This window comes from Pseudomonas sp. SBB6 (assembly GCF_024213215.1).
GTDB lineage: Bacteria > Pseudomonadota > Gammaproteobacteria > Pseudomonadales > Pseudomonadaceae > Aquipseudomonas > Aquipseudomonas donghuensis.
Genome location: NZ_JANAVH010000011.1, coordinates 78,891 through 100,843, shown reverse-complemented (window position 1 = coordinate 100,843; position 21,953 = coordinate 78,891). Strand labels below are relative to the sequence as shown.

Genomic DNA, 21,953 nt, shown 5'->3' with positions numbered 1-21,953 from the left:
GGAACAAGGAGCTGACAGTGATTGACGCGTTTATTCGTACTGGTCCATTGATGGACCCCAGCAGTTACCCGTATTGGGCCCAGCAGTTGATCAAGGACTGCAGCGAGAGCAAGCGTCGGGTGGTGGAGCACGAGCTTTATCAACGTATGCGTGATGGTCGCCTCAGTGGCCGGACCATGCGCCAGTACCTGATTGGCGGCTGGCCGGTGGTCGAACAGTTCTCCCTGTACATGGCCAAGAACCTCACCAAGACCCAGTACGCCCGCCACCCCGGCGAAGACATGGCGCGGCGCTGGCTGATGCGCAACATCCGCGTCGAACTCAACCATGCCGATTACTGGCTGTTCTGGGCCCAGGCCCATGGCGTCAGCCTTGACGACCTGCAGGCGCAGCAAGTCCCTAGCGAGCTCAATGCCCTCAGCGACTGGTGCTGGCACACGTGCGCGACCGATTCGCTGGTGGTTGCCATTGCCGCCACCAACTACGCCATCGAAGGCGCAACCGGTGAGTGGTCGGCGCTGGTTTGCTCGACTGGCGTCTACGCCCAGGGCTTCCCGGAGGAAAGCCGCAAGCGCGCCATGAAATGGCTGAAGATGCACGCCCAGTACGACGATGCGCATCCGTGGGAAGCCCTGGAGATCGTCTGCACCCTGGCCGGCAACAACCCGTCGGTGGCGCTGCAAACCGAGCTGCGCCGGGCGGTCTGCAAGAGCTACGACTACATGTTCCTGTTCCTTGAGCGCTGCATGCAGCACGAGCAGGAACAGCGCCAGCAGCCCGCCCGGGCCCGGGCGGAGCTGGCCGAGGGCTGAGCTTACTGGGCGTTGAAGGCCTGGCCGTTGATGCCGGTGCTGTCCGGGCCCATCAGGTACAGGTAGACCGGCATGATCTGCTCTGGCAGCGGATTGTTTTCCGGGGTTTCCGCAGGGTAGGCCTGGGCGCGCATGCTGGTACGGGTGGCGCCCGGGTTGACACTGTTGGCACGCACCGGCGCCACCCCTTCAAGCTCGTCGGCGAGGGTCTGCATCAGGCCCTCGGTGGCGAACTTCGACACCCCATAGGCACCCCAGTAGGCTCGGCCTTTGCGCCCGACGCTGCTGGAGGTGAAGATCACCGAGCCATCCGCCGACAGCTTGAGCAGCGGCAGCAGGGTGCTGGTGAGCATGAACATGGCATTGACGTTGACCTGCATCACGCGCATGAAGTTGTCGCCCGAGAGCTGCTCCAGCGGCGTGCGCGGGCCGATGATCGAGGCGTTGTGCAGCAGGCCGTCGATATGGCCGAACTCGGCTTCGATCATCGCTGCCAACTCGTCGTACTGGTGCGGCAGGGCGGTTTCCAGGTTGAACGGAATGACCGCGGGTTTCGGGTGGCCAGCCGCTTCGATCTCGTCGTAGACCTGGCTCAGGTTGGCTTCGGTCTTGCCTAGCAGCAAGACGGTGGCGCCATGGGCGGCGTAGCTCTTGGCCGCGGCCGCACCGATACCGCGACCGGCACCGGTGACCAGAATGGTCCGGCCTTTGAGCAGGTCGGGGCGGGCAGAGTAATCGAACATGGGGTTACCTCTAGGTAGGTGATGGCTTCATCGCTGGCAAGCCAGCTCCCACAAGGTTGGTGGTGACCTGTGGGAGCCGGCCTTGCCGGCGATGCAAGGCAAAGCCTTGCCAGTACGAAGGTTCAGCAGCCGCAAAGCGCGTTATCGAGCACCTTGCGCAGCTCCAGCGGATGATCGACCACCACATCCGCGCCCCAGTTGTTGGGGTTGTCATCTGGGTGAATGTAGCCGTAGCGCACTGCCGCAGTGCGGGTGCCGGCATCGCGGCCCGACTCGATGTCACGCAGGTCGTCGCCGACGAACAGCACGCTGGCCGGGTCCAGGTTGAGGGTCTTGCAAGCGAGGATCAGCGGCTCGGGGTCCGGCTTGCTGTTCTTCACGTGGTCCGGGCAGATCAACAGCGCCGACCGTTCGCTCAGGCCCAGTTGCTGCATGATCGGCTCGGCGAAGCGCACCGGCTTGTTGGTGACCACACCCCAGATCAGGTTGCCTTTCTCGATGTCGGCCAGCAGTTCGGCCATGCCGTCGTAAAGCTTGCTGTGCACCGCGCAACCCTGCTGGTAACGCTCGAGGAACTCCAGGCGCAGGGCCTCGAAACCTTCGGCTTCAGGGTCGAGGTCGAAGGTCACCGAGACCATGGCCTTGGCGCCGCCCGAGACCACGTCGCGGATTTTCTTGTCGTCGATGGCCGGCAGGCCGCGCTCGGCGAGCATGGCCTGGCAGATGGCGATGAAGTCCGGCGCCGTGTCGAGCAGGGTGCCGTCCATGTCGAAAAGTACCGCTCGCAAACGCATGCTTATTCCTCGCGCAGGGTCTGGATCATGTAGTTGACGTCAACGTCGTTGGCCAGCTTGTAGTGCTTGGTCAGCGGGTTGTAGGTCAGGCCGATGATGTCCTTGACGGTCAGGCCGGCGTCGCGGCTCCAGGCGCCAAGCTCGGACGGGCGGATGAATTTCTTGAAGTCGTGGGTGCCGCGCGGCAGCAGCTTCATGATGTATTCGGCGCCGATGATGGCGAACAGGTAGGCCTTGGGGTTGCGGTTGATGGTTGAGAAGAACACCTGGCCGCCGGGCTTGACCATGCGGAAGCAGGCGCGAATCACCGAGGACGGGTCCGGCACGTGCTCGAGCATCTCAAGGCAGGTAACCACGTCGAACTGCTCGGGCATTTCTTCGGCCAGGGCTTCGGCGGTGATCTGCCGGTACTCGACGTTGACCCCGGATTCGAGCTGGTGCAGCTGGGCCACGGCCAGCGGCGCTTCGCCCATGTCGATACCGGTGACGGTGGCGCCGCGCAGGGCCATGGCCTCGCTGAGGATGCCGCCGCCGCAGCCGACGTCGAGGACTTTCTTGCCGGCCAGCTTGACCCGCTCGTCGATCCAGTTGACCCGCAGCGGGTTGATGTCGTGCAGCGGCTTGAACTCGCTCTCGCGGTCCCACCAGCGGTGGGCCAGGGCTTCGAACTTGGCGATTTCGGCGTGGTCGACGTTGCTCATGGAACAGTCCTCTGAATCTTGGATAATTTGCTCTTGCCCGCCAGCACTGGCTGCCGGGCGCTTATTCGTTGCGCTCGCCGATCCGCTGGCCCCAGGCGCAGGCGGTGGCGTGCAGGGCCTGTTCGTCCAGGCGGGTCAGGCGCCGGTCGTCAAGCAGTGGCTTGCCGGCAACCCAGACGTGCTTCACGCAGTCCCGGCCGCTGGCGTAGATCAGTTGCGAAACCGGGTCATACACCGGTTGCTGGGCCAGCCCCGAGAGGTCGAAGGCGACCAGGTCGGCGGCCTTGCCCAGCTCCAGCGAACCGGTAATCGCCTCCAGGCCCAGGGCCCGGGCGCCATTGAGGGTGGCCATGCGCAGCGCCCGATGGGCGTCCAGGGCGCTGGCCGAACCGGCCACGGCCTTGGCCAGCAGTGCCGCGGTACGGGTTTCGCCGAGCAGGTCGAGGTCGTTGTTGCTGGCCGCGCCATCCGTGCCGACGGCAACGTTGACGCCAGCCTGCCACAAGCGCTCGACCGGGCAGAAACCACTGGCCAGCTTGAGGTTGGACTCCGGGCAGTGCACCACACTGGTGTTGCTTTCTACCAGCAGGGCCAGATCCTCGTCGCTGACCTGGGTCATGTGAACCGCCTGCAGGCGCGGGCCGAGCAGGCCGAGACGGGCAAGCCGAGCCAGCGGGCGCTCGCCACGGGTCTGCAGCGACTGCTCGACCTCGAAGGCGGTTTCATGGATGTGCATGTGGATCGGTGCGTCCAGCTCTTCGGCAATGACGCGGATCTTTTCCAGGTTGTCGTCGCTCACCGTGTACGGCGCATGCGGGCCCAGCGCTACACTGATGCGTGGGTGGTGGCGCAGGTCGCCGAACAGCTCGATGCCCAACTGCAGGGCTTCTTCGGTACTGCGGGCGCCGGGGATCGGGAAGTCCAGCAGGGGCACGGCGATCTGCGCGCGAATGCCGCTGAGGTGCACGCGCTCGCTGGCGACCTTGGGGTAGAAGTACATGTCGCTGAAGCAGGTGATACCGCCTTTGACCTGCTCGGCAATGGCCAGGTCGGTGCCGTCACGCACGAACGCTTCATCGACCCAGCGCCCTTCGGCCGGCCAGATGTGCTCTTCGAGCCAGGTCATCAGCGGCAGGTCGTCGGCCAGGCCGCGAAACAGGGTCATCGCCGCGTGGCCGTGGGCGTTGATCAGCCCGGGGCTGAGCAGGCAGCCCGGCAATTCGCGGGTTTCGCTGGCAATGAATGCCTTGGCCTGGTTGCGCGGGCCGATGAACACGATCTGCCCATCGCGGATGCCCAGGCCGTGATCCTTCAATACCACCCCGGCAGGTTCGACCGGCACCAGCCAGGTAGGCAGGAGCAGCAGGTCGAGCGGCGTAGCGGGTTTGGGCATGACAGGTTTCCCTGGGCGACTGGAAGTGAGGGCGAAGTATACCCGAGCGTCCGCGCCTGGGGCTCGCTATAATCGTCCGCTTTTGATGTCCGAATGATGGGGTGAGGCATGCGCGATCGACTAATGGCTGCAGAGAAGGTGAAAGCCATCGATTGGCGGGATGGCACCCTTTATCTGCTCGACCAGCGCGCGCTTCCGGGCGCGCAGGTCTGGCTGGCCTGCGGCGATGCCGCTGCGGTGGCCGAAGCCATTCGTTCGATGGCGGTGCGCGGCGCTCCGGCCATCGGCATCAGCGCCGCCTACGGCCTGGCCATGGCGATTCGCCAGCGCCTGGCCGCTGGTGGTGATTGGGAAATGGCCCTGGAAGAGGACTTCGAGCTGCTGGTGCATGCCCGGCCAACCGCCGCCAACCTGTTCTGGGCCCTGAACCGCATGCGTGAACGCCTGCTGCGGCTCAAGCAGGGTGATGACGTGTTGGCCATCATGGAGGCCGAAGCCATGGCCATCCACGACAGCGACCGCGAAGCCAACCTGACCATGGCCCAGCTGGGCGTGGAACTGATCCGCAAGCACCAGGGCAACGAGCAGACCATCCTTACCCACGGCAATACGGGTGCTCTGGCCACCGGTGGTTTCGGCACGGCCCTTGGGGTGGTGCGCGCCGCGTACCTGGAGGGCATGATCGAGCGTGTCTATGTCGGTGAAACCCGCCCGTGGCTACAGGGTTCGCGCCTGAGCGCCTGGGAGCTGGCAGGCGAGGGCATCCCGGCAACCATCACCGCCGATTCCGCCGCCGCCCACCTGATGAAAACCAAGGGCATCACCTGGGTGATCGTCGGCGCCGACCGCATCACCGCCAATGGCGATGTGGCGAGCAAGATCGGCACCTATCAGCTGGCGGTCAACGCCATGCACCATGGCGTGCGTTTCATGGTCGTGGCGCCCAGTTCGAGCATCGACATGAATCTTGAGAGCGGCGATGACATCCTTCTCGAAGAGCGCAGCGCCAGCGAGTTGCTGGAACTTGGCGGCGAGCCGCTGGGCGCCGCTTTCGAGGCGTTCAACCCGGTGTTCGACGTGACCCCGGCCGACCTGATCGACGTGATCATCACCGAAAAAGGTATTGTCGAGCGCCCGGATACGGTGAAGATGGCGCAACTGATGTGCCGCAAGCGTTTGCATTGAGTCTTTGCCCTCGTCTGCGGCCTGCTGTAGCGGCTAACGGGCGTTATCGACGAGCAGTAGGGTAGTAGTGCCGCAGGCTACTCCCACCCTCTGGGCGATTGTGGTAACATCCGACGGTTTCCAAGGCCGCCCTGCGGGGCTGTCTTTACTGCGCAGATCCATGGCATAACTCGTTGATTTGTCGTAAGTCGTTGCAAGGAGTCACTTTGCAGCGGCGAGCTTCGTTCGTCCCATATGGATGTGACGAGGTTTCACCAGAAAAAGGAATCAGGCTTCTCATGGGCGAACTGGCCAAAGAAATCCTCCCGGTCAATATCGAAGACGAACTGAGACAGTCCTACCTCGACTACGCGATGAGCGTCATTGTCGGGCGTGCACTGCCCGATGCGCGTGATGGCTTGAAGCCCGTGCATCGCCGCGTTCTGTATGCGATGAGCGAACTGGGTAACGACTGGAACAAACCGTACAAGAAATCCGCCCGTGTGGTCGGTGACGTGATTGGTAAGTATCACCCGCATGGTGATACCGCCGTTTACGACACCATCGTACGTATGGCCCAGCCGTTCTCGCTGCGTTACCTGCTGGTCGACGGCCAGGGTAACTTCGGTTCGGTCGACGGCGACAACGCCGCCGCCATGCGATACACCGAAGTGCGCATGACCAAGCTGGCCCACGAGCTGCTGGCCGACCTGCACAAGGAAACGGTCGACTGGGTACCCAACTACGACGGTACCGAGCAGATCCCGGCGGTCATGCCGACCAAGATCCCCAACCTGCTGGTCAACGGTTCCAGCGGTATCGCCGTGGGCATGGCGACCAACATTCCGCCGCACAACCTCGGTGAAGTCATCGACGGTTGCCTGGCGCTGATCGACAATGCCGACATCACCGTTGATGAGCTGATGCAGTTCATCCCCGGCCCCGACTTCCCGACTGCGGCGATCATCAACGGCCGCCAGGGCATCATCGAGGCCTACCGCACCGGCCGTGGCCGCATCTACATGCGCGCCCGCTCGATGGTCGAAGACATCGACAAGGTCGGTGGCCGCCAGCAGATCGTCGTCACCGAGCTGCCGTACCAGTTGAACAAGGCGCGTCTGATCGAGAAGATCGCCGAGCTGGTAAAAGAGAAAAAACTCGAAGGCATCACCGAGCTGCGCGATGAGTCCGACAAGGACGGTATGCGGATCGTCATCGAGTTGCGTCGTGGCGAAGTGCCGGAGGTGATCCTCAACAACCTCTACGCCCAGACCCAGCTGCAGAGCGTCTTCGGCATCAACGTGGTGGCGCTGATCGACGGCCGTCCGCGGGTGCTGAACCTCAAGGAGCTGCTCGAGGCCTTCGTTCGCCACCGTCGCGAAGTGGTCACCCGCCGTACCGTGTTCGAACTGCGCAAGGCGCGCGAACGCGGGCATATCCTTGAAGGCCAGGCGGTTGCCCTGTCCAACATCGACCCGGTGATCGCCCTGATCAAGGCTTCGCCGACGCCGTCCGAGGCCAAGGAAGCGCTGATCAGCACGCCGTGGGAATCCAGCGCCGTGCAGGTGATGGTCGAGCGCGCTGGCGCCGACTCCTGTCGCCCGGAAAACCTTGACCCGCAGTTCGGTCTGCGCGACGGCAAGTACTTCCTGTCGCCGGAACAGGCCCAGGCCATTCTGGACCTGCGCCTGCACCGCCTGACCGGCCTTGAGCACGAGAAGCTGCTGGCCGAGTACCAGGAGATCCTCAACCAGATCGGCGAGCTGATCCGCATCCTCAACAGCGCCGAGCGCCTGATGGAAGTGATCCGTGAAGAGCTGGAGCTGATCCGCGCCGAATACGGCGACGTGCGCCGCACCGAGATCCTCGATGCGCGCCTGGACCTGACCCTGGGCGACATGATTCCGGAAGAAGACCGGGTCGTGACCATCTCCCATGGTGGCTACGCCAAGACCCAGCCGCTGGCCGCCTACCAGGCCCAGCGTCGCGGTGGTAAAGGCAAGTCGGCTACCGGCGTCAAGGACGAGGACTACATCTCGCACCTGCTGGTCGCCAACAGCCACACCACCCTGCTGCTGTTCTCCAGCAAGGGCAAGGTGTACTGGCTCAAGACCTATGAAATTCCCGAGGCCTCCCGTGCCGCGCGCGGTCGACCGCTGGTCAACCTGCTGCCGCTGGACGAGGGCGAGTACATTTCGACCATGTTGCCGGTCGAGGAGTACACCGAAGGTCACTTCATCTTCATGGCTACCGCCAACGGCACCGTGAAGAAGACCCCGCTGGAGTCCTTCAGCCGTCAGCGCAGCGTTGGCCTGATCGCTCTGGAGCTGGACGAAGGCGATGTGCTGATTTCCGCGGCCATCACCGATGGCGAGCGTGAGGTCATGCTGTTCTCCGACGCCGGCAAGGTCACCCGCTTCAAGGAGTCCGACGTTCGCGCCATGGGCCGTACCGCCCGCGGTGTGCGTGGCATGCGCCTGGCCGAAGGGCAGAAGCTGATCTCCATGATCATCCCGGAAGAAGGCAGCCAGATCCTCACCGCTTCCGAGCGTGGTTACGGCAAGCGGACCGAAATCGGCGAGTTCCCCGAGTACAAGCGTGGCGGTCAGGGCGTTATCGCCATGGTCAGCAACGAGCGTAACGGCCGCCTGGTCGGTGCGGTGCAGGTGCAGGACGGTGAGGAAATCATGCTGATTTCCGACCAGGGCACCCTGGTCCGTACCCGTGTTGGCGAAGTCTCCAGCCTGGGCCGTAACACCCAGGGTGTGACCCTCATCAAGCTGGCCAGCGACGAGACCCTGGTGGGTCTGGAGCGGGTCCAGGAGCCGTCCGAAGAGGAAGGTGACGAGGACTTCGACGCCGAGGTGGAGGGTGCTGACGTGGACGCCGATGCGGCACCACAGGCCGACGCTGCCGACGAAGAGGCACAGCCGGAATAAACAAGTAGTAGCGTAACCCTGGTGGGGGAGGTCGCGGCAGTCGGGCACGGCTCGCTGCCCGACCGGCTCCTGCGGACATCAAGAGCAGAGCGAGAGTGGATGTGAGCAAACGAGCCTTTAACTTCTGCGCAGGCCCTGCTGCGCTTCCCGACGCTGTTCTGCAGCGCGCCCAGGCTGAAATGCTGGACTGGCGTGGCAAAGGCCTGTCCGTGATGGAAATGAGTCACCGTAGCGATGACTACGTGGCCATTGCCGAGAAGGCCGAGCAGGATCTGCGCGACCTGATGTCCATTCCCACCAATTACAAGGTCCTGTTCCTGCAGGGCGGTGCGAGCCAGCAGTTCGCCGAGATCCCGCTCAACCTGCTGCCCGAAGATGGCACCGCCGACTATATCGAAACCGGTATCTGGTCGAAAAAAGCCATCGAAGAGGCTCGCCGCTACGGCAACATCAACGTTGCTGCCAGCGCCAAGCCTTACGACTACCTGGCCATCCCGGGCCAGAACGAGTGGAAGCTGAGCAAGAATTCCGCCTACGTGCACTACGCCTCGAACGAGACCATTGGTGGTCTGGAGTTCGACTGGGTGCCGCAGACCGGTGACGTGCCGCTGGTGGTCGACATGTCCTCGGACATCCTCTCGCGTCCGATCGATGTCTCCAACTTCGGCCTGATCTACGCCGGCGCCCAGAAGAACATCGGCCCGAGCGGCCTGGTGGTGGTGATCGTCCGCGAAGACCTGCTCGGCCGCGCCCGCAGCAGCTGCCCGACCATGCTCGACTACAAGGTTGCGGCCGACAACGGCTCGATGTACAACACCCCGGCGACCTATTCCTGGTACCTTTCCGGGCTGGTCTTCGAGTGGCTGAAAGAGCAGGGCGGCGTTGAGGCCATGGAGCAGTGCAACCGGGCCAAGAAGGACCGCCTGTACGGCTTCATCGACAGCAGCGAGTTCTACAGCAACCCGATCAGCGTCAATGCCCGTTCGTGGATGAACGTGCCGTTCCGCCTGGCTGACGAGCGCCTGGACAAGGCGTTCCTCACTGGCGCCGACGCTCGCGGCCTGCTCAACCTCAAGGGGCATCGCTCGGTCGGCGGCATGCGCGCCTCGATCTACAACGCCCTGGGGCTGGATGCCGTTGAAGCGCTGGTTGCCTACATGGAAGAATTCGAGAAGGAGCATGGATGATGTCTGAGCAGGAACTCAAAGCGCTGCGGGTGCGCATTGACAGTCTCGATGAGAAGATCCTCGAGCTGATCAGTGACCGTGCCCGCTGCGCGCAGGAAGTGGCGCGGGTCAAGACTGCGACCCTGGCCGAAGGCGAGACCCCGGTGTTCTATCGCCCCGAGCGTGAAGCCCAGGTGCTCAAGCGCGTCATGCAGCGTAACCAGGGGCCGCTGGGTAACGAAGAGATGGCGCGTTTGTTCCGCGAAATCATGTCGTCGTGCCTGGCCCTGGAACAGCCGCTCAAGGTGGCCTACCTGGGCCCTGAGGGGACCTTTACCCAGGCGGCGGCGCTGAAGCATTTCGGCCATGCGGTGATCAGCAAGCCGATGGCGGCCATCGACGAAGTGTTCCGCGAAGTGGCGGCCGGTGCCGTCAACTTTGGCGTGGTGCCGGTGGAGAACTCCACCGAAGGTGCGGTCAACCACACCCTCGACAGCTTCCTCGAGCACGATATGGTGATCTGCGGCGAAGTCGAGCTGCGTATTCACCACCACCTGCTGGTGGGCGAGAACACCAAGACCGACAGCATCAGCCGTATCTACTCCCACGCCCAGTCGCTGGCCCAGTGCCGCAAGTGGCTGGACGCTCACTACCCGAATGTCGAGCGCGTCGCGGTGTCGAGCAACGCCGAAGCGGCCAAGCGGGTCAAGGGCGAGTGGAACTCGGCGGCGATTGCCGGCGACATGGCGGCTGACCTGTACGGCCTGACCCGTCTGGCCGAGAAGATCGAAGACCGTCCGGACAACTCCACGCGCTTCCTGATGATCGGTAACCAGGAAGTGCCGCCGACCGGCGATGACAAGACCTCGATTATCGTTTCCATGAGCAACAAGCCGGGCGCCTTGCACGAGTTGCTGGTGCCGTTCCATGAGAACGGCATCGACCTGACTCGTATCGAGACTCGCCCTTCGCGCAGCGGTAAATGGACCTACGTATTCTTCATCGATTTCGTCGGCCACCACCGCGACCCGCTGATCAAGGCCGTGCTGGAGCAGATCAGCCAGGAAGCCGTGGCCCTGAAGGTGTTGGGTTCCTACCCCAAAGCGGTACTCTGAAGCGATGAGTGGCGTACATGCAGTTTTGAACAGGGTCCAGCTCCGTGGTTGAAGTCGTGGTAAACAAGCCTGAGCCGATCATCGGTCGGCTGGTGGTGGTCGGGTTGGGCCTGATTGGCGGGTCCTTCGCCAAGGGCTTGCGTGAAAGCGGCCTGTGTCGCGAAGTGGTCGGTGTCGATCTGGATCCGCAGTCGCGCAAGCTGGCGGTGGAGCTTGGCGTGGTCGACCGCTGTGAGGACGACCTTGCCGTCGCCTGCGTCGGCGCTGATGTCATCCAGCTTGCCGTGCCGATCCTGGCCATGGAAAAGCTCCTCGCCCGCCTGGCTCAGCTTGATCTGGGGCAGGCGGTGCTGACCGACGTCGGCAGCGCCAAGGGTAATGTCGTGCGCGCAGCTCGCGAGGCCCTTGGCGGGCATTTGCCGCGCTTCGTGCCCGGGCATCCGATTGCCGGCTCCGAGCAGAGCGGGGTGGAGGCTTCCAATGCTGCTCTGTTCCGCCGCCACAAAGTCATTCTTACGCCGCTGGCCGAAACCGATCCTGCTGCCCTGGCGCGGGTCGACCGGCTTTGGCGTGCGCTGGAGGCCGATGTCGAGCACATGCAGGTCGAGCGCCATGATGAAGTCCTGGCGGCGACCAGCCATCTGCCACACCTGCTGGCCTTCGGCCTGGTCGATTCCCTGGCCAAGCGCAATGAAAACCTCGATATCTTCCGTTACGCTGCCGGAGGTTTCCGCGATTTCACGAGAATCGCCGGAAGCGACCCGGTCATGTGGCATGACATTTTCCTCGCCAACCGCGAGGCTGTCCTGCGCACGCTGGATACATTTCGCAGCGACCTCGACGCCTTGCGCGACGCGGTCGATGCAGGGGATGGGCATCAGTTGCTGGGCGTCTTCACCCGCGCCCGTGTTGCCCGCGAGCATTTCAGTAAAATCCTGGCCCGACGGGCCTATGTGGACGCTATGAACTCCAACGACCTGATTTTCCTGGCAAATCCTGGTGGCCGCGTCTCTGGCCGTATTCGTGTACCAGGTGACAAATCGATTTCCCATCGCTCGATCATGCTCGGCTCCCTGGCTGAAGGCACCACTGAAGTGGAAGGCTTCCTCGAGGGTGAAGACGCCCTGGCGACCTTACAGGCCTTCCGCGACATGGGGGTGGTCATCGAAGGCCCGCACCATGGCCGGGTAACCATCCACGGCGTCGGCCTCAACGGTCTGAAGCCGCCACCGGGCCCGATCTACCTGGGCAACTCCGGCACCTCGATGCGTCTGCTGTCGGGCCTGCTGGCCGCACAGCCGTTCGATACCGTATTGACTGGCGATGCCTCGTTGTCCAAGCGGCCAATGAACCGCGTGGCCAACCCGCTGCGGGAAATGGGCGCAGTAATCGAAACCGCCGCCGAAGGTCGTCCGCCGATGACCATCCGCGGCGGCCAAGCGCTCAAGGCCTTGACCTACACGCTGCCGATGGCCAGTGCCCAGGTCAAATCCTGCCTGCTGCTGGCCGGTCTGTATGCCGAAGGCAAGACCACTGTCACCGAGCCTGCGCCGACCCGTGACCACACCGAGCGCATGCTCCGTGGTTTTGGCTACAGCGTTAAGGTCGACGGCCCTACGGCTTCGCTGGAATCGGGCGGCAAGCTCAGCGCCACGCATATCGAAGTGCCAGCTGACATTTCCTCGGCGGCCTTCTTCCTCGTGGCGGCGTCGATTGCCGAAGGCTCCGAGCTGCTGCTCGAGCACGTTGGCATCAACCCGACCCGTACCGGCGTCATCGACATCCTGCGCCTGATGGGCGGCGACATCACCCTGGAAAACCAGCGTGAAGTCGGCGGTGAACCGGTGGCTGACCTGCGCGTACGCGGGGCTAAACTCAAGGGTATCGAGATCCCCGAGCACCTGGTGCCACTGGCTATCGATGAGTTCCCGGTGCTGTTCGTCGCCGCGGCCTGTGCCGAAGGCCGTACCGTGCTGCGCGGCGCCGAAGAGCTGCGGGTCAAGGAGTCCGACCGCATCCAGGTCATGGCCGACGGCCTGCTGGCCCTGGGCGTGAAGTGTGAGCCGACGCCGGATGGCATCATCATCGATGGCGGCGTTATCGGTGGTGGTGAAGTTCATGGTCATGGCGACCATCGCATCTCCATGGCCTTCAGTGTTGCTTCGTTGCGCGCCACGGCGCCAATCCGCATCCATGACTGCGCCAACGTCGCGACCTCGTTCCCGAACTTCCTCGCCCTGTGCGCCGAAGTCGGCATTCGCGTGGCAGAAGAGGGCAAGTCGTGAATTCCAACGCACCGGTCATCACCATCGACGGGCCGAGTGGTTCGGGCAAGGGTACCGTTGCCGGCCTGCTGGCCCGTGGGCTGGGTTGGCGCCTGCTGGATTCCGGCGCGCTGTACCGGTTGCTGGCCTTTGCCGCCAGCAACCACGGTGTCGACCTGACCAATGAAGAGCTGTTGGTCAAGATCGCTGCGCACCTGGATGTGCAGTTCATCGCTGCCGAGCCGGGCAAGCTGCAGCAGATCATTCTCGAGGGCGAGGATGTCAGTCATGTCATTCGCACCGAAACTGTCGGTGCCGGTGCCTCGATGGTCGCCTCGCTGCCGGCGGTGCGCGAGGCCTTGTTGCAACGTCAGCGGGCATTCCAGGAAGCCCCGGGGCTGATTGCCGATGGTCGCGACATGGGCACCGTGGTGTTTCCGGATGCACCGCTCAAGGTGTTTCTGACCGCCAGCGCCGAGGAACGTGCTCGCCGCCGTTACTTGCAGTTGAAGGCAAAAGGCGAAGATGTTAGTCTGTCAAGTCTGCTAGATGAGATTCGTGCGCGTGATGAGCGTGACACCCAGCGCGCAGTGGCCCCGCTCAAGCCGGCGGCCGATGCGATCCAGCTGGATTCCACGGAGTTGTCCATCGAGCAGGTGTTGCAACGCATCAAGAGCGAGATCGCCCTGCGCGATATCGCCTGATGGCCAGGAGAGCAGGCAGGGGCACCAGTCAACGTCCTGCCGGCTTTCCTTTATATGAACGAAACCCACATTGTCTGGAATGTGGCTGATGGGCGTTTGTCCCGCCCGAATCTACAGGAATTAAAATGAGCGAAAGCTTTGCAGAACTCTTTGAAGAAAGCCTGAAAACCCTCAATCTTCAGCCGGGTGCGATCATCACCGGTATCGTTGTCGACATCGACGGCGACTGGGTTACCGTACACGCTGGCCTGAAGTCCGAGGGCGTCATCCCGCTCGAGCAGTTCTACAACGAAGCTGGCGAGCTGACCATCAAGGTCGGTGACGAAGTTCACGTTGCGCTGGACGCGGTCGAAGACGGCTTTGGCGAAACCAAACTGTCCCGTGAAAAAGCCAAGCGCGCCGAGTGCTGGATTGTTCTGGAAGCAGCTTTCGCCGCCGAAGAAGTGGTCAAGGGCGTTATCAACGGTAAGGTTAAAGGCGGCTTCACTGTCGACGTTAACGGTATCCGTGCGTTCCTGCCTGGTTCCCTGGTTGATGTCCGCCCAGTGCGCGACACCACCCACCTGGAAGGCAAAGAGCTGGAATTCAAGGTCATCAAGCTGGACCAGAAGCGCAACAACGTTGTCGTTTCCCGTCGCAGCGTCCTGGAAGCCGAGAACAGCGCCGAGCGCGAAGCTCTGCTGGAATCCCTGCAGGAAGGCCAGCAAGTCAAAGGTATCGTCAAGAACCTCACCGACTACGGCGCATTCGTTGACCTGGGCGGCGTTGATGGCCTGCTGCACATCACCGACATGGCTTGGAAGCGTATCAAGCACCCATCGGAAATCGTCAACGTTGGCGACGAGATCGATGTCAAGGTTCTGAAGTACGATCGCGAGCGTAACCGTGTATCCCTGGGTCTGAAGCAACTGGGTGAAGACCCATGGGTTGCTATCAAGGCTCGTTACCCAGAAAGCACCCGCGTCATGGCGCGTGTTACCAACCTGACCGACTACGGCTGCTTCGCAGAGCTGGAAGAAGGCGTGGAAGGCCTGGTACACGTTTCCGAAATGGACTGGACCAACAAGAACATCCATCCTTCGAAAGTCGTACAAGTCGGCGACGAAGTGGAAGTCATGGTTCTGGACATCGACGAAGAGCGTCGTCGTATCTCCCTGGGCATCAAACAGTGCAAGTCCAACCCATGGGAAGACTTCTCTGGCCAGTTCAACAAGGGCGACAAGATCTCCGGCACCATCAAGTCGATCACCGATTTCGGTATCTTCATTGGTCTGGACGGCGGCATCGACGGCCTGGTTCACCTGTCGGACATCTCCTGGAACGAAGTCGGCGAAGAAGCCGTACGTCGCTTCAAGAAGGGCGACGAGCTGGACACCGTCATCCTGTCTGTTGACCCAGAGCGCGAGCGCATCTCCCTGGGTATCAAGCAGCTGGAAAGCGATCCGTTCTCCGAGTACGTTGCTGCCAACGACAAGGGTGCAATCGTTAAGGGTGTTGTAAAAGAAGTTGACGCCAAAGGCGCCATCATCACCCTGGCCGACGACATCGAAGCCACTCTGAAAGCTTCCGAAATCAGCCGTGACCGCGTTGAAGACGCGCGTAACGTCCTGAAGGAAGGCGAAGAGATCGAAGCGAAGATCATCAGCGTTGACCGCAAATCGCGCGTCATCCAGCTGTCGATCAAGTCGAAAGACGACGCTGAAGAGAAAGAGGCTATCCAAAGCCTGAAAGAAGCTGCTCCTTCGGAAGCTGCTGACACCACCATGGCTGCGCTGCTGCGTCAGGCAATGGCCAAACAGAACTAAGTTCTGCTGGTGTTAAAAAAGGGCGACTTCGGTCGCCCTTTTTTATGCCTGCGATTCCTTCCACGCGCTGAAACCCTTGTGCCAGTGAGCTTCGGTGGAGTTGGCGGTAAACCGCCATCATCTATTGTGCCAAGGCGTATTTCTTCAAATTCCGATTAAGTCAAGAACCGCCCTGTTCAAATCCCTCAGGTCATGCTAAAAACAACGAAGCAATGATCTAGCTGCTTGATAAAGAAGGGAAAAATATGACGAAGTCGGAGCTGATCGAACGTATTGTCACCCATCAAGGGCTGCTCTCATCCAAGGATGTCGAGCTGGCCATCAAGACCATGCTTGAGCAAATGTCCCAGTGCCTGGCCACTGGCGACCGCATCGAAATCCGCGGCTTCGGCAGCTTCTCCCTGCACTATCGCGCCCCCCGCGTAGGTCGCAACCCGAAAACCGGGCAGTCCGTCAGCCTGGACGGCAAGTTTGTGCCACACTTCAAGCCAGGGAAGGAGCTGCGGGATCGGGTGAATGAAGAAGAAGGGCAGCAGGTGTGAGGCTGCTCGCAAAAGGAATTTAACATGCACAACCTTAAGCGCTTACTGTTGGTGTTGTTCGTGATCGCAGTGGCAACAGTTATTTTGCTATTTGTACTCGAAAATCAGCAATCTGTTGCGTTGACGCTATTCGGTTGGTCTGCGCCTGCAGTGCCGGTGGCGGTCCTAGTTGTGGCTGCGTTGTTGATCGGCTTGATGATCGGGCCACTGCTTGGTGCGCTCCTCGTCTTGCGTGACCGGCGCCGTGTGCGTCGCGTTGTCGCGTGAGTTTCAATGGTACCGGCTAACAGCTGGCTGTCTGTTTTTGGCCAATCATTTATTTTTCGTTCCCTATTTCCGATGATTGGCGACAGTCAAGGGGGAACCTCTATGGGCAGGAAAAGTCTAAAATACTTGTATTTTTGATCACTTGCACCAGTGAAATGCTGTAGTACCAGTCTGTCAGAAATTTTACTTTGTGGGATGTAAAGAAGAAGGAAGAGAGCGACTACTGGCAAGGGCCAGAGGCTCTAATTTCTCAGTTTGTTAGAATTGCTTAGTGTTGAACGCCTTGGTGTAGAAGCCGTGGATAGCTGATGAGACGGAAGGAAAAATTGAATAAATGACAAACGCTCAAGAACGTTTGATCGAAGATGAAAGAGACCTGATCGAGCTGGTTAAAGGCTTGTGGCAGCAAAAGGTTCTTATTCTGGTAACCGCTACTGTTGTTACGCTTGCGGCAGTTGTCTATGTGCTGCTGGCCACGCCTATTTACGAATCCAAGGTGTTTATCGAGCCGCCCACGCACAATGACATTGCACACTTGAATTACGGGCGTGGAGGGGATACCGGGCTTGAGACCATTACGGTCAAAGATGTCTACGACATTTATTTGGGGCACCTGCAATCCGAATCGTTGCGTCGTGAATTTTTTCAAAAAATCTACTTGCCGACACTGTCTGAGGAAAAACGCATCGCGTCGCAAGACAAGCTGTACAGCGACTTCGGCAAAATATTGACGGTGGCGGTCGTGACCAAGGATGTCCCAGATCGTTTCGTTGTGAACGTTCATGCTGACAGCCCGGAGCGGGCGGCCGAATGGGTCACGGAGTACGCAAAAAAAGCGGGTGACCTGGCGAAAAAAGAAGTATTCGCCAACGTCAAAAGTGATGCGACGATCAAGGCCAACAATTTGCAGCATCAAGTCACCATCGCTCAGGAAAGTACGCGTAAACAGCGTGAAGACGAAATTGTGCAGCTGCAGGAAGCATTGCTCGTGGCCAAGTCGATTGGCCTGGAGAAACCATTGCTCATTGCCAGCAATTTTTCCCCTGACGCACCTGCGGTGACAGAAAGCTCGATGGCCTATATGCGCGGCAGCAAGGCGCTGGAGGCAGAGATCAGTAACCTGCAAAAGCGCCAGTCTGATGACCCCTTCATAGACAAAATCCGACCCAAACAGGCCGCGCTGGCCTTCTATCGCGACTTGAGCGTGGACCCGAAAATGATTGCTGTGTACCGGCAAGACGGGGTAGTGGAGTTGTCGGATCAACCCGTTAAACCCAAGAAGTTGCTGATTGTAGTGTTGGCTCTGGTGTTGGGTGGCATGTTGGGGTTGATGTTGGGGTTTGCACGATACTTGTTGCGGAAGATGTCTGTTTCTCCAGGTGCGCGGTAACTATTTGGTGTGGTGTGAAAGGAGTGCTGCGCAACCTCCAGGGTGGCCCCATGCGGCAGAAAATGTCACAATCCCACCGTTCGGCATCTGGCAGGAACGGGTGGGTAGGGCGGTAGTCGGTGGTAATGAGTCAACGCATCATTGCTTGTCCTGGATGAGCCATTTCAACTCACGCAAACAGGCTTCGGTGTGGCGAGCATTATTCAAAAGTATTCTAGTTTTGACCTCTGTGAAATCGACTTTTTCTCAAGGTTGCCATCTTTATGGGATCACCGATGGCCGGCGATGGTGCCTGCCCGTCTTGAGGAAAAAGCGACAAGAGATGATCAATCCGGTGCTTGTGTGATCGGGCATGTGTATTCCCCCGTCCGCTTCCTACGTTGTGCCCCCTCTGGCAGCTGCCCCGTCCTCGATTCATGGGGCGGTCGGAGCCTTTCTCCGGCGTTGTCTGAGCGGCGTTGGCGTTGATCATGCTGACGACTCTGGCCGCCTCGTGTACAGCACATTCTGATCAGGCCAGATTGGTGGCTGGGCGGGCTGAGAGCTTGCTAGGCAAGTGGCAATCACAGTGTTCGAGCATGAGCACCGACTTACGCTAGTAAAATAGAATTCATTGTTGAGTCAGACCCTGATTCAAGGAGCATTTACGTGAAAACCCTGTGTGTATTTGGCACTCGACCTGAAGCAATAAAAATGGCGCCTTTGGTTCTTGCTCTGGCGGGCGATAAGCGCTTTGAGGCGAAGGTTTGCGTCACAGGGCAGCACCGGGAAATGCTCGATCAGGTTTTGGGCTTGTTTTCCATCGAGCCAGATTTCGATTTGAGCATCATGAAGCCAGGCCAGGATCTCACTGACGTGACCACAGCGATTTTGCAGGGCATGAAGACGGTGTTCCGCCAGTTCAAGCCTGACGTGGTGCTGGTTCATGGTGATACGGCCACAACGTTTGCAGCAAGTCTGGCGGCTTACTATGAGCAGATTCCTGTGGCTCACGTTGAAGCGGGTCTACGTACCGGGAATATCTATTCGCCCTGGCCGGAAGAAGCCAATCGCAAACTGACCGGGGCGCTGGCCAACCTGCATTTCGCTCCGACTGAAACATCCCAGGCCAATCTGCTGGGAGAAGGCATTGACCCGCGGAGCATTCTGGTCACCGGCAATACGGTGATCGATGCATTGCTGGATGTGGTCAAGCGCCTGGAGGAAGATGCCGAGTTGAGGGCCGAGGCGGCTGCGCCTTCCGCGTTCCTTGATGCCGAGCGTAAGGTCATTCTGGTCACCGGGCACCGTCGAGAGAGTTTTGGTGGCGGCTTCGAAAGAATATGCCAGGCTTTAAGGGCGGTGGCGTGTCAGCACCCGGATGTTGATATTGTCTATCCTGTGCACTTGAACCCGAATGTACGGGAGCCGGTCAATCGCTTGCTCTCGGGTATCGACAATATCCATTTGATCGCACCGCTGGATTATTTGCCTTTTGTCTATCTGATGAGCCGTTCGCACATTATTCTGACCGACTCTGGTGGTATTCAGGAGGAGGCGCCTTCGCTGGGCAAGCCAGTGCTGGTCATGCGTGATACCACTGAGCGTCCAGAAGCGGTCGCTGCGGGCACGGTGAAGCTGGTCGGTACGGACGCAGACAATATTGTCCGTGAGCTTAATCACCTGCTGGCGGATTCGGCGTACTACGACGAAATGAGTTATGCGCATAATCCCTACGGCGATGGCAACGCCTGCGCGCGGATTACTGAGGCACTTTACGGTTATAAAAATGCCGCTCGCTAGTCGCTGGCTAGAAAGTGACCTGGGAAGAGTTGTACGCAACTCTTCCTATTTGCTATGTGTGCATGGCGGTAACTATATTGTTCCGTTAGTTGTCCTCTTTTATCTTGTGAAGATTCTGGGGGTCGAGTCATTTGGTGTCTATGCGATTTGTGCTGCAGTTGCCGCCTATGTTCAAGTGGTTATCGATTATGGCTTTTCTTTAACCGGTTGCCGGGCGGTGGCGCAGAATAAAGCGGATCTGCGCTTTGTCTCTGGTGTGTTTTGGGAGGTTTTACTTTCCAAGCTTCTGGTCGCCAGCGTGGTGCTATTGATCTGCGTGTCCTGTTTCTGGTGGCTCGGGCTGGATCAGCAGGTCTTCCTGCCTGCGGTTTTATCCGCGGTGTTTGTGTCCTTTACGCCAGTTTGGTTCTTTCAGGGGCTGGAGTCATTTCGCGGCGTCACCTTCTTCAACGTAACTGGCAAGGTGCTTTCCTGCGTCCCGGTGCTGCTCTTGGTCAAGGGGCCGGAAGACCTGTACGTCGTATTCTATTCGCAAGCGATTTTTGCTTTTCTTGTGATGCTGGTGGTGTACTTCCACGTTTATCGAAATGGGCTCGTGCTCAAGGTGCCGCTGGCTGACCTCAAGGTCAGACGGCAGTTGCAGGAGGGCTGGCATATTTTCTCGGCGACATTGTCATCGGTGGTGATTACCAACGGCGGCACGCTATGGTTAGGGGCCAACTACCCTAGTTCGGTAGTTGGCGTGTATGCCAGCGTCGAGCGCATCGTCAAGGCGGTCAGCAGTCTGTTTGTTCCCCTGAGCCAAGCGATCTATCCGATCAACAGCCGCGCCTTCGCTGCGGGGTTCCGGGTCGGGCTTCGCTCGGTGCTGCTCACGGGGAGCGTCTTTACCACCGTGGGCATTTTTGTCGCGCTGGCTTTTCTCTTGTCGTACTCATTTTTCTTCGAGTTTTTTGATTATCCGGCAGAAAGCGTTACGTATTTCAGGCTTTTTGCCGCGTGGATCGTAATGGGGGTGCTCAACAACGTACTGGGTACCCAGTTGCTGACCGCAGGTGGTCATCCTCGCGTCTATGCAAAATGTTTTTATGTGACGGCACTGGTTTTCATCGCCGCCGCCTACGTGATGATTGAAACTTATGCCGGGTTGGGTGCGGTTTATTCGCTACTGGTGGCAGAGGCGTTGTTGTCGGTACTCCTGCTGGTGTCGAGCGTCATGGTTTTCAGGCAAGAAGGCTTCAAATGAAACGGCGAAGTGCAGAAGTGTTGCTCCTGTCGTTTTTGGTCTTTTGCTCATTAGGGAACACTTTTTTTCCGTGGGGCGCGGACAAGCTGGGTTTTCTGCTGTTCGGGCTGATCATTGCGGTGGGAGGATTTCGCACGGCCAGTTTCTACAGTCGACGGTTTCTGGCGATTGTGCTGCTGTCTGCGCTGTGGTTTCTGGTGTTTATGGCCTCGGCAGGGAAACTGACGACGAAATCTGACTTTTACCTGGTTCTGTTTTTCTTTGCGGTTACCTCACTGGTGGTTTTGTTTATTCCCAACCAGCGCTCGGACCTGTCGACGTGTTTTATCTTCCCGCTGACGATTCACGCGCTTGTCGGCCTGGCCCTTCTTGGTGCCTCCTATACCCTGGGTTTGAATCAATGGGTTGAGCCGCTGTGGGGCAAGGGAATGCCGGATGTCTATGCGGCTAAAGGTTTTGCAACGACCCCGCAAACCTACTCGACGCTGTCGTCCCTTGTACTGATCATGCTGGTGTACTTTGGTTCGGCAATGGGTGCAGGTAAAAAACTGCTAATAGGCCTAGCCAATGCGTTGGCGATTTTTTCCTCGCTCAATAGAGTCTGGTTGTTGTTTTTGACCCTGTTGGTCGGCGGGCGGATTGTTCGCAGCTTGCTGGCATTGCCGTTCGTGGTGGGCGCCGCGGTTTTGTTTGTTGTTGCGTTTTCCGATGTGCTGGTGTTCTCGGGAACCATTTCTTCACGGTTTGAAATGATGGACCTGCTGGTGGATTTTTTCTCCCGGCAAGAAGCGCTTGCCATGCTCTTTGGAGACCCCTTTTATGAAGGGGTTTACTTTCATTTGCATGGGTCGGATTTTTATTATGTAGAGTCCGGGCCTTTCTTTGTTGCCTTGAATTTTGGTTTGGTCGGGCTGCTGGTTGTATACGGATTTTTTGTAGGGTGGCTTTTTTATTTATTGCCACGCTCTAAGCTGCTGTTTTTTTATTCGGTGTATTACCTGCTTTTTGTTCAGATGGCAACACACGAGTTTCTCTCTGTTTCATTCTGGTTGTACTGGATTGTATCGATATTGATTGTTCGGCATCTGCGGGATCGGGTGGCTGCGACGGACATGGCTAATTAGGG

18 protein-coding genes are annotated in these 21,953 nt (G+C 59.7%); 14 read left to right on the top strand and 4 right to left on the bottom strand.

From position 1 onward, the window contains the following. The first annotated feature begins 17 nt into the window (after nt 1-17). The gene (locus NLX68_RS20335; protein WP_254285546.1) at nt 18-812 is read left to right on the top strand and encodes an iron-containing redox enzyme family protein; all 795 of its coding nucleotides are present in this window, start codon (nt 18-20) and stop codon (nt 810-812) included. A gap of 2 nt (nt 813-814) precedes the next feature. Here the strand turns inward: NLX68_RS20335 and NLX68_RS20330 are convergent, their stop codons facing one another. The 4 genes from NLX68_RS20330 to NLX68_RS20315 form a co-directional block, all read right to left on the bottom strand. Continuing rightward, a complete protein-coding gene (locus tag NLX68_RS20330) occupies nt 815-1,555 on the bottom strand; it encodes a YciK family oxidoreductase (protein ID WP_010224149.1) in 741 nt (246 codons plus the stop codon). Nucleotides 1,556-1,677: 122 nt separating this feature from the next. Next, the gene (mupP, locus tag NLX68_RS20325; RefSeq protein WP_100782138.1) at nt 1,678-2,349 is read right to left on the bottom strand and encodes an N-acetylmuramic acid 6-phosphate phosphatase MupP; all 672 of its coding nucleotides are present in this window, start codon (nt 2,347-2,349) and stop codon (nt 1,678-1,680) included. A 2-nt stretch (nt 2,350-2,351) separates the two neighbouring features. Further along, the gene (gene ubiG, locus NLX68_RS20320; protein WP_036996554.1) at nt 2,352-3,050 is read right to left on the bottom strand and encodes a bifunctional 2-polyprenyl-6-hydroxyphenol methylase/3-demethylubiquinol 3-O-methyltransferase UbiG; all 699 of its coding nucleotides are present in this window, start codon (nt 3,048-3,050) and stop codon (nt 2,352-2,354) included. Nucleotides 3,051-3,111: 61 nt separating this feature from the next. After that, nucleotides 3,112-4,443, bottom strand: coding sequence for a TRZ/ATZ family hydrolase (locus NLX68_RS20315; RefSeq protein ID WP_254285545.1), 1,332 nt, complete (start codon nt 4,441-4,443; stop codon nt 3,112-3,114). A 108-nt stretch (nt 4,444-4,551) separates the two neighbouring features. Here NLX68_RS20315 and mtnA point away from each other — a divergent pair, with 108 nt between their 5' ends. The 13 genes from mtnA (at nt 4,552) to NLX68_RS20250 (ending at nt 21,951) form a co-directional block, all read left to right on the top strand. Next, nucleotides 4,552-5,628, top strand: coding sequence for an S-methyl-5-thioribose-1-phosphate isomerase (mtnA, locus tag NLX68_RS20310; protein ID WP_254285544.1), 1,077 nt, complete (start codon nt 4,552-4,554; stop codon nt 5,626-5,628). A 278-nt stretch (nt 5,629-5,906) separates the two neighbouring features. Beyond that, nucleotides 5,907-8,546 (top strand): DNA gyrase subunit A, encoded by a 2,640-nt coding sequence (gyrA, locus tag NLX68_RS20305; RefSeq protein ID WP_010224144.1) that lies wholly within the window; start codon nt 5,907-5,909, stop codon nt 8,544-8,546. Between the two features lie 101 nt (nt 8,547-8,647). Next, nucleotides 8,648-9,733, top strand: coding sequence for a 3-phosphoserine/phosphohydroxythreonine transaminase (gene serC, locus NLX68_RS20300; protein WP_254285543.1), 1,086 nt, complete (start codon nt 8,648-8,650; stop codon nt 9,731-9,733). Then, a complete protein-coding gene (pheA, locus tag NLX68_RS20295) occupies nt 9,730-10,827 on the top strand; it encodes a prephenate dehydratase (protein ID WP_174242303.1) in 1,098 nt (365 codons plus the stop codon). Before serC ends, pheA begins: the two co-directional genes overlap by 4 nt. Nucleotides 10,828-10,904: 77 nt before the next feature. Then, nucleotides 10,905-13,112, top strand: a complete 2,208-nt coding sequence (locus tag NLX68_RS20290) for a bifunctional prephenate dehydrogenase/3-phosphoshikimate 1-carboxyvinyltransferase (protein WP_254285626.1) — start codon at nt 10,905-10,907, stop codon at nt 13,110-13,112. Continuing rightward, nucleotides 13,109-13,795 (top strand): (d)CMP kinase, encoded by a 687-nt coding sequence (gene cmk / locus NLX68_RS20285; RefSeq protein ID WP_254285542.1) that lies wholly within the window; start codon nt 13,109-13,111, stop codon nt 13,793-13,795. Before NLX68_RS20290 ends, cmk begins: the two co-directional genes overlap by 4 nt. Nucleotides 13,796-13,920: 125 nt before the next feature. Continuing rightward, entirely contained in the window at nt 13,921-15,600 is a 1,680-nt protein-coding gene (rpsA, locus tag NLX68_RS20280; protein WP_010224136.1) for a 30S ribosomal protein S1, read from the top strand. Nucleotides 15,601-15,845: 245 nt separating this feature from the next. Continuing rightward, nucleotides 15,846-16,142, top strand: coding sequence for an integration host factor subunit beta (gene ihfB / locus NLX68_RS20275; RefSeq protein ID WP_254285541.1), 297 nt, complete (start codon nt 15,846-15,848; stop codon nt 16,140-16,142). Nucleotides 16,143-16,166: 24 nt separating this feature from the next. After that, nucleotides 16,167-16,409 (top strand): lipopolysaccharide assembly protein LapA domain-containing protein, encoded by a 243-nt coding sequence (locus NLX68_RS20270; protein WP_100782135.1) that lies wholly within the window; start codon nt 16,167-16,169, stop codon nt 16,407-16,409. A gap of 334 nt (nt 16,410-16,743) precedes the next feature. Further along, a complete protein-coding gene (locus NLX68_RS20265; protein WP_254285540.1) occupies nt 16,744-17,799 on the top strand; it encodes a Wzz/FepE/Etk N-terminal domain-containing protein in 1,056 nt (351 codons plus the stop codon). A 642-nt stretch (nt 17,800-18,441) separates the two neighbouring features. Then, nucleotides 18,442-19,581 (top strand): non-hydrolyzing UDP-N-acetylglucosamine 2-epimerase, encoded by a 1,140-nt coding sequence (gene wecB / locus NLX68_RS20260; protein WP_145959274.1) that lies wholly within the window; start codon nt 18,442-18,444, stop codon nt 19,579-19,581. Further along, nucleotides 19,568-20,827 (top strand): oligosaccharide flippase family protein, encoded by a 1,260-nt coding sequence (locus NLX68_RS20255; protein WP_189638139.1) that lies wholly within the window; start codon nt 19,568-19,570, stop codon nt 20,825-20,827. The genes wecB and NLX68_RS20255 overlap by 14 nt, the downstream gene beginning before the upstream one ends. Continuing rightward, nucleotides 20,824-21,951: a hypothetical protein gene (locus NLX68_RS20250; RefSeq protein ID WP_254285539.1), complete on the top strand. Its 1,128-nt coding sequence runs from the start codon at nt 20,824-20,826 to the stop codon at nt 21,949-21,951. Before NLX68_RS20255 ends, NLX68_RS20250 begins: the two co-directional genes overlap by 4 nt. The last annotated feature ends 2 nt before the right edge of the window (nt 21,952-21,953 follow it).

Coding starts and splice junctions, on each gene's coding strand:
- NLX68_RS20330 (WP_010224149.1), bottom strand. CDS start 1,555: ATGTTCGATTACTCTGCCCGCCCCGACCTGCTCAAAGGCCGGACCATT.
- mupP (WP_100782138.1), bottom strand. CDS start 2,349: ATGCGTTTGCGAGCGGTACTTTTCGACATGGACGGCACCCTGCTCGAC.
- ubiG (WP_036996554.1), bottom strand. CDS start 3,050: ATGAGCAACGTCGACCACGCCGAAATCGCCAAGTTCGAAGCCCTGGCC.
- NLX68_RS20315 (WP_254285545.1), bottom strand. CDS start 4,443: ATGCCCAAACCCGCTACGCCGCTCGACCTGCTGCTCCTGCCTACCTGG.
- mtnA (WP_254285544.1), top strand. CDS start 4,552: ATGCGCGATCGACTAATGGCTGCAGAGAAGGTGAAAGCCATCGATTGG.
- gyrA (WP_010224144.1), top strand. CDS start 5,907: ATGGGCGAACTGGCCAAAGAAATCCTCCCGGTCAATATCGAAGACGAA.
- pheA (WP_174242303.1), top strand. CDS start 9,730: ATGATGTCTGAGCAGGAACTCAAAGCGCTGCGGGTGCGCATTGACAGT.
- rpsA (WP_010224136.1), top strand. CDS start 13,921: ATGAGCGAAAGCTTTGCAGAACTCTTTGAAGAAAGCCTGAAAACCCTC.
- ihfB (WP_254285541.1), top strand. CDS start 15,846: ATGACGAAGTCGGAGCTGATCGAACGTATTGTCACCCATCAAGGGCTG.
- NLX68_RS20270 (WP_100782135.1), top strand. CDS start 16,167: ATGCACAACCTTAAGCGCTTACTGTTGGTGTTGTTCGTGATCGCAGTG.
- NLX68_RS20265 (WP_254285540.1), top strand. CDS start 16,744: ATGACAAACGCTCAAGAACGTTTGATCGAAGATGAAAGAGACCTGATC.
- NLX68_RS20255 (WP_189638139.1), top strand. CDS start 19,568: ATGCCGCTCGCTAGTCGCTGGCTAGAAAGTGACCTGGGAAGAGTTGTA.
- NLX68_RS20250 (WP_254285539.1), top strand. CDS start 20,824: ATGAAACGGCGAAGTGCAGAAGTGTTGCTCCTGTCGTTTTTGGTCTTT.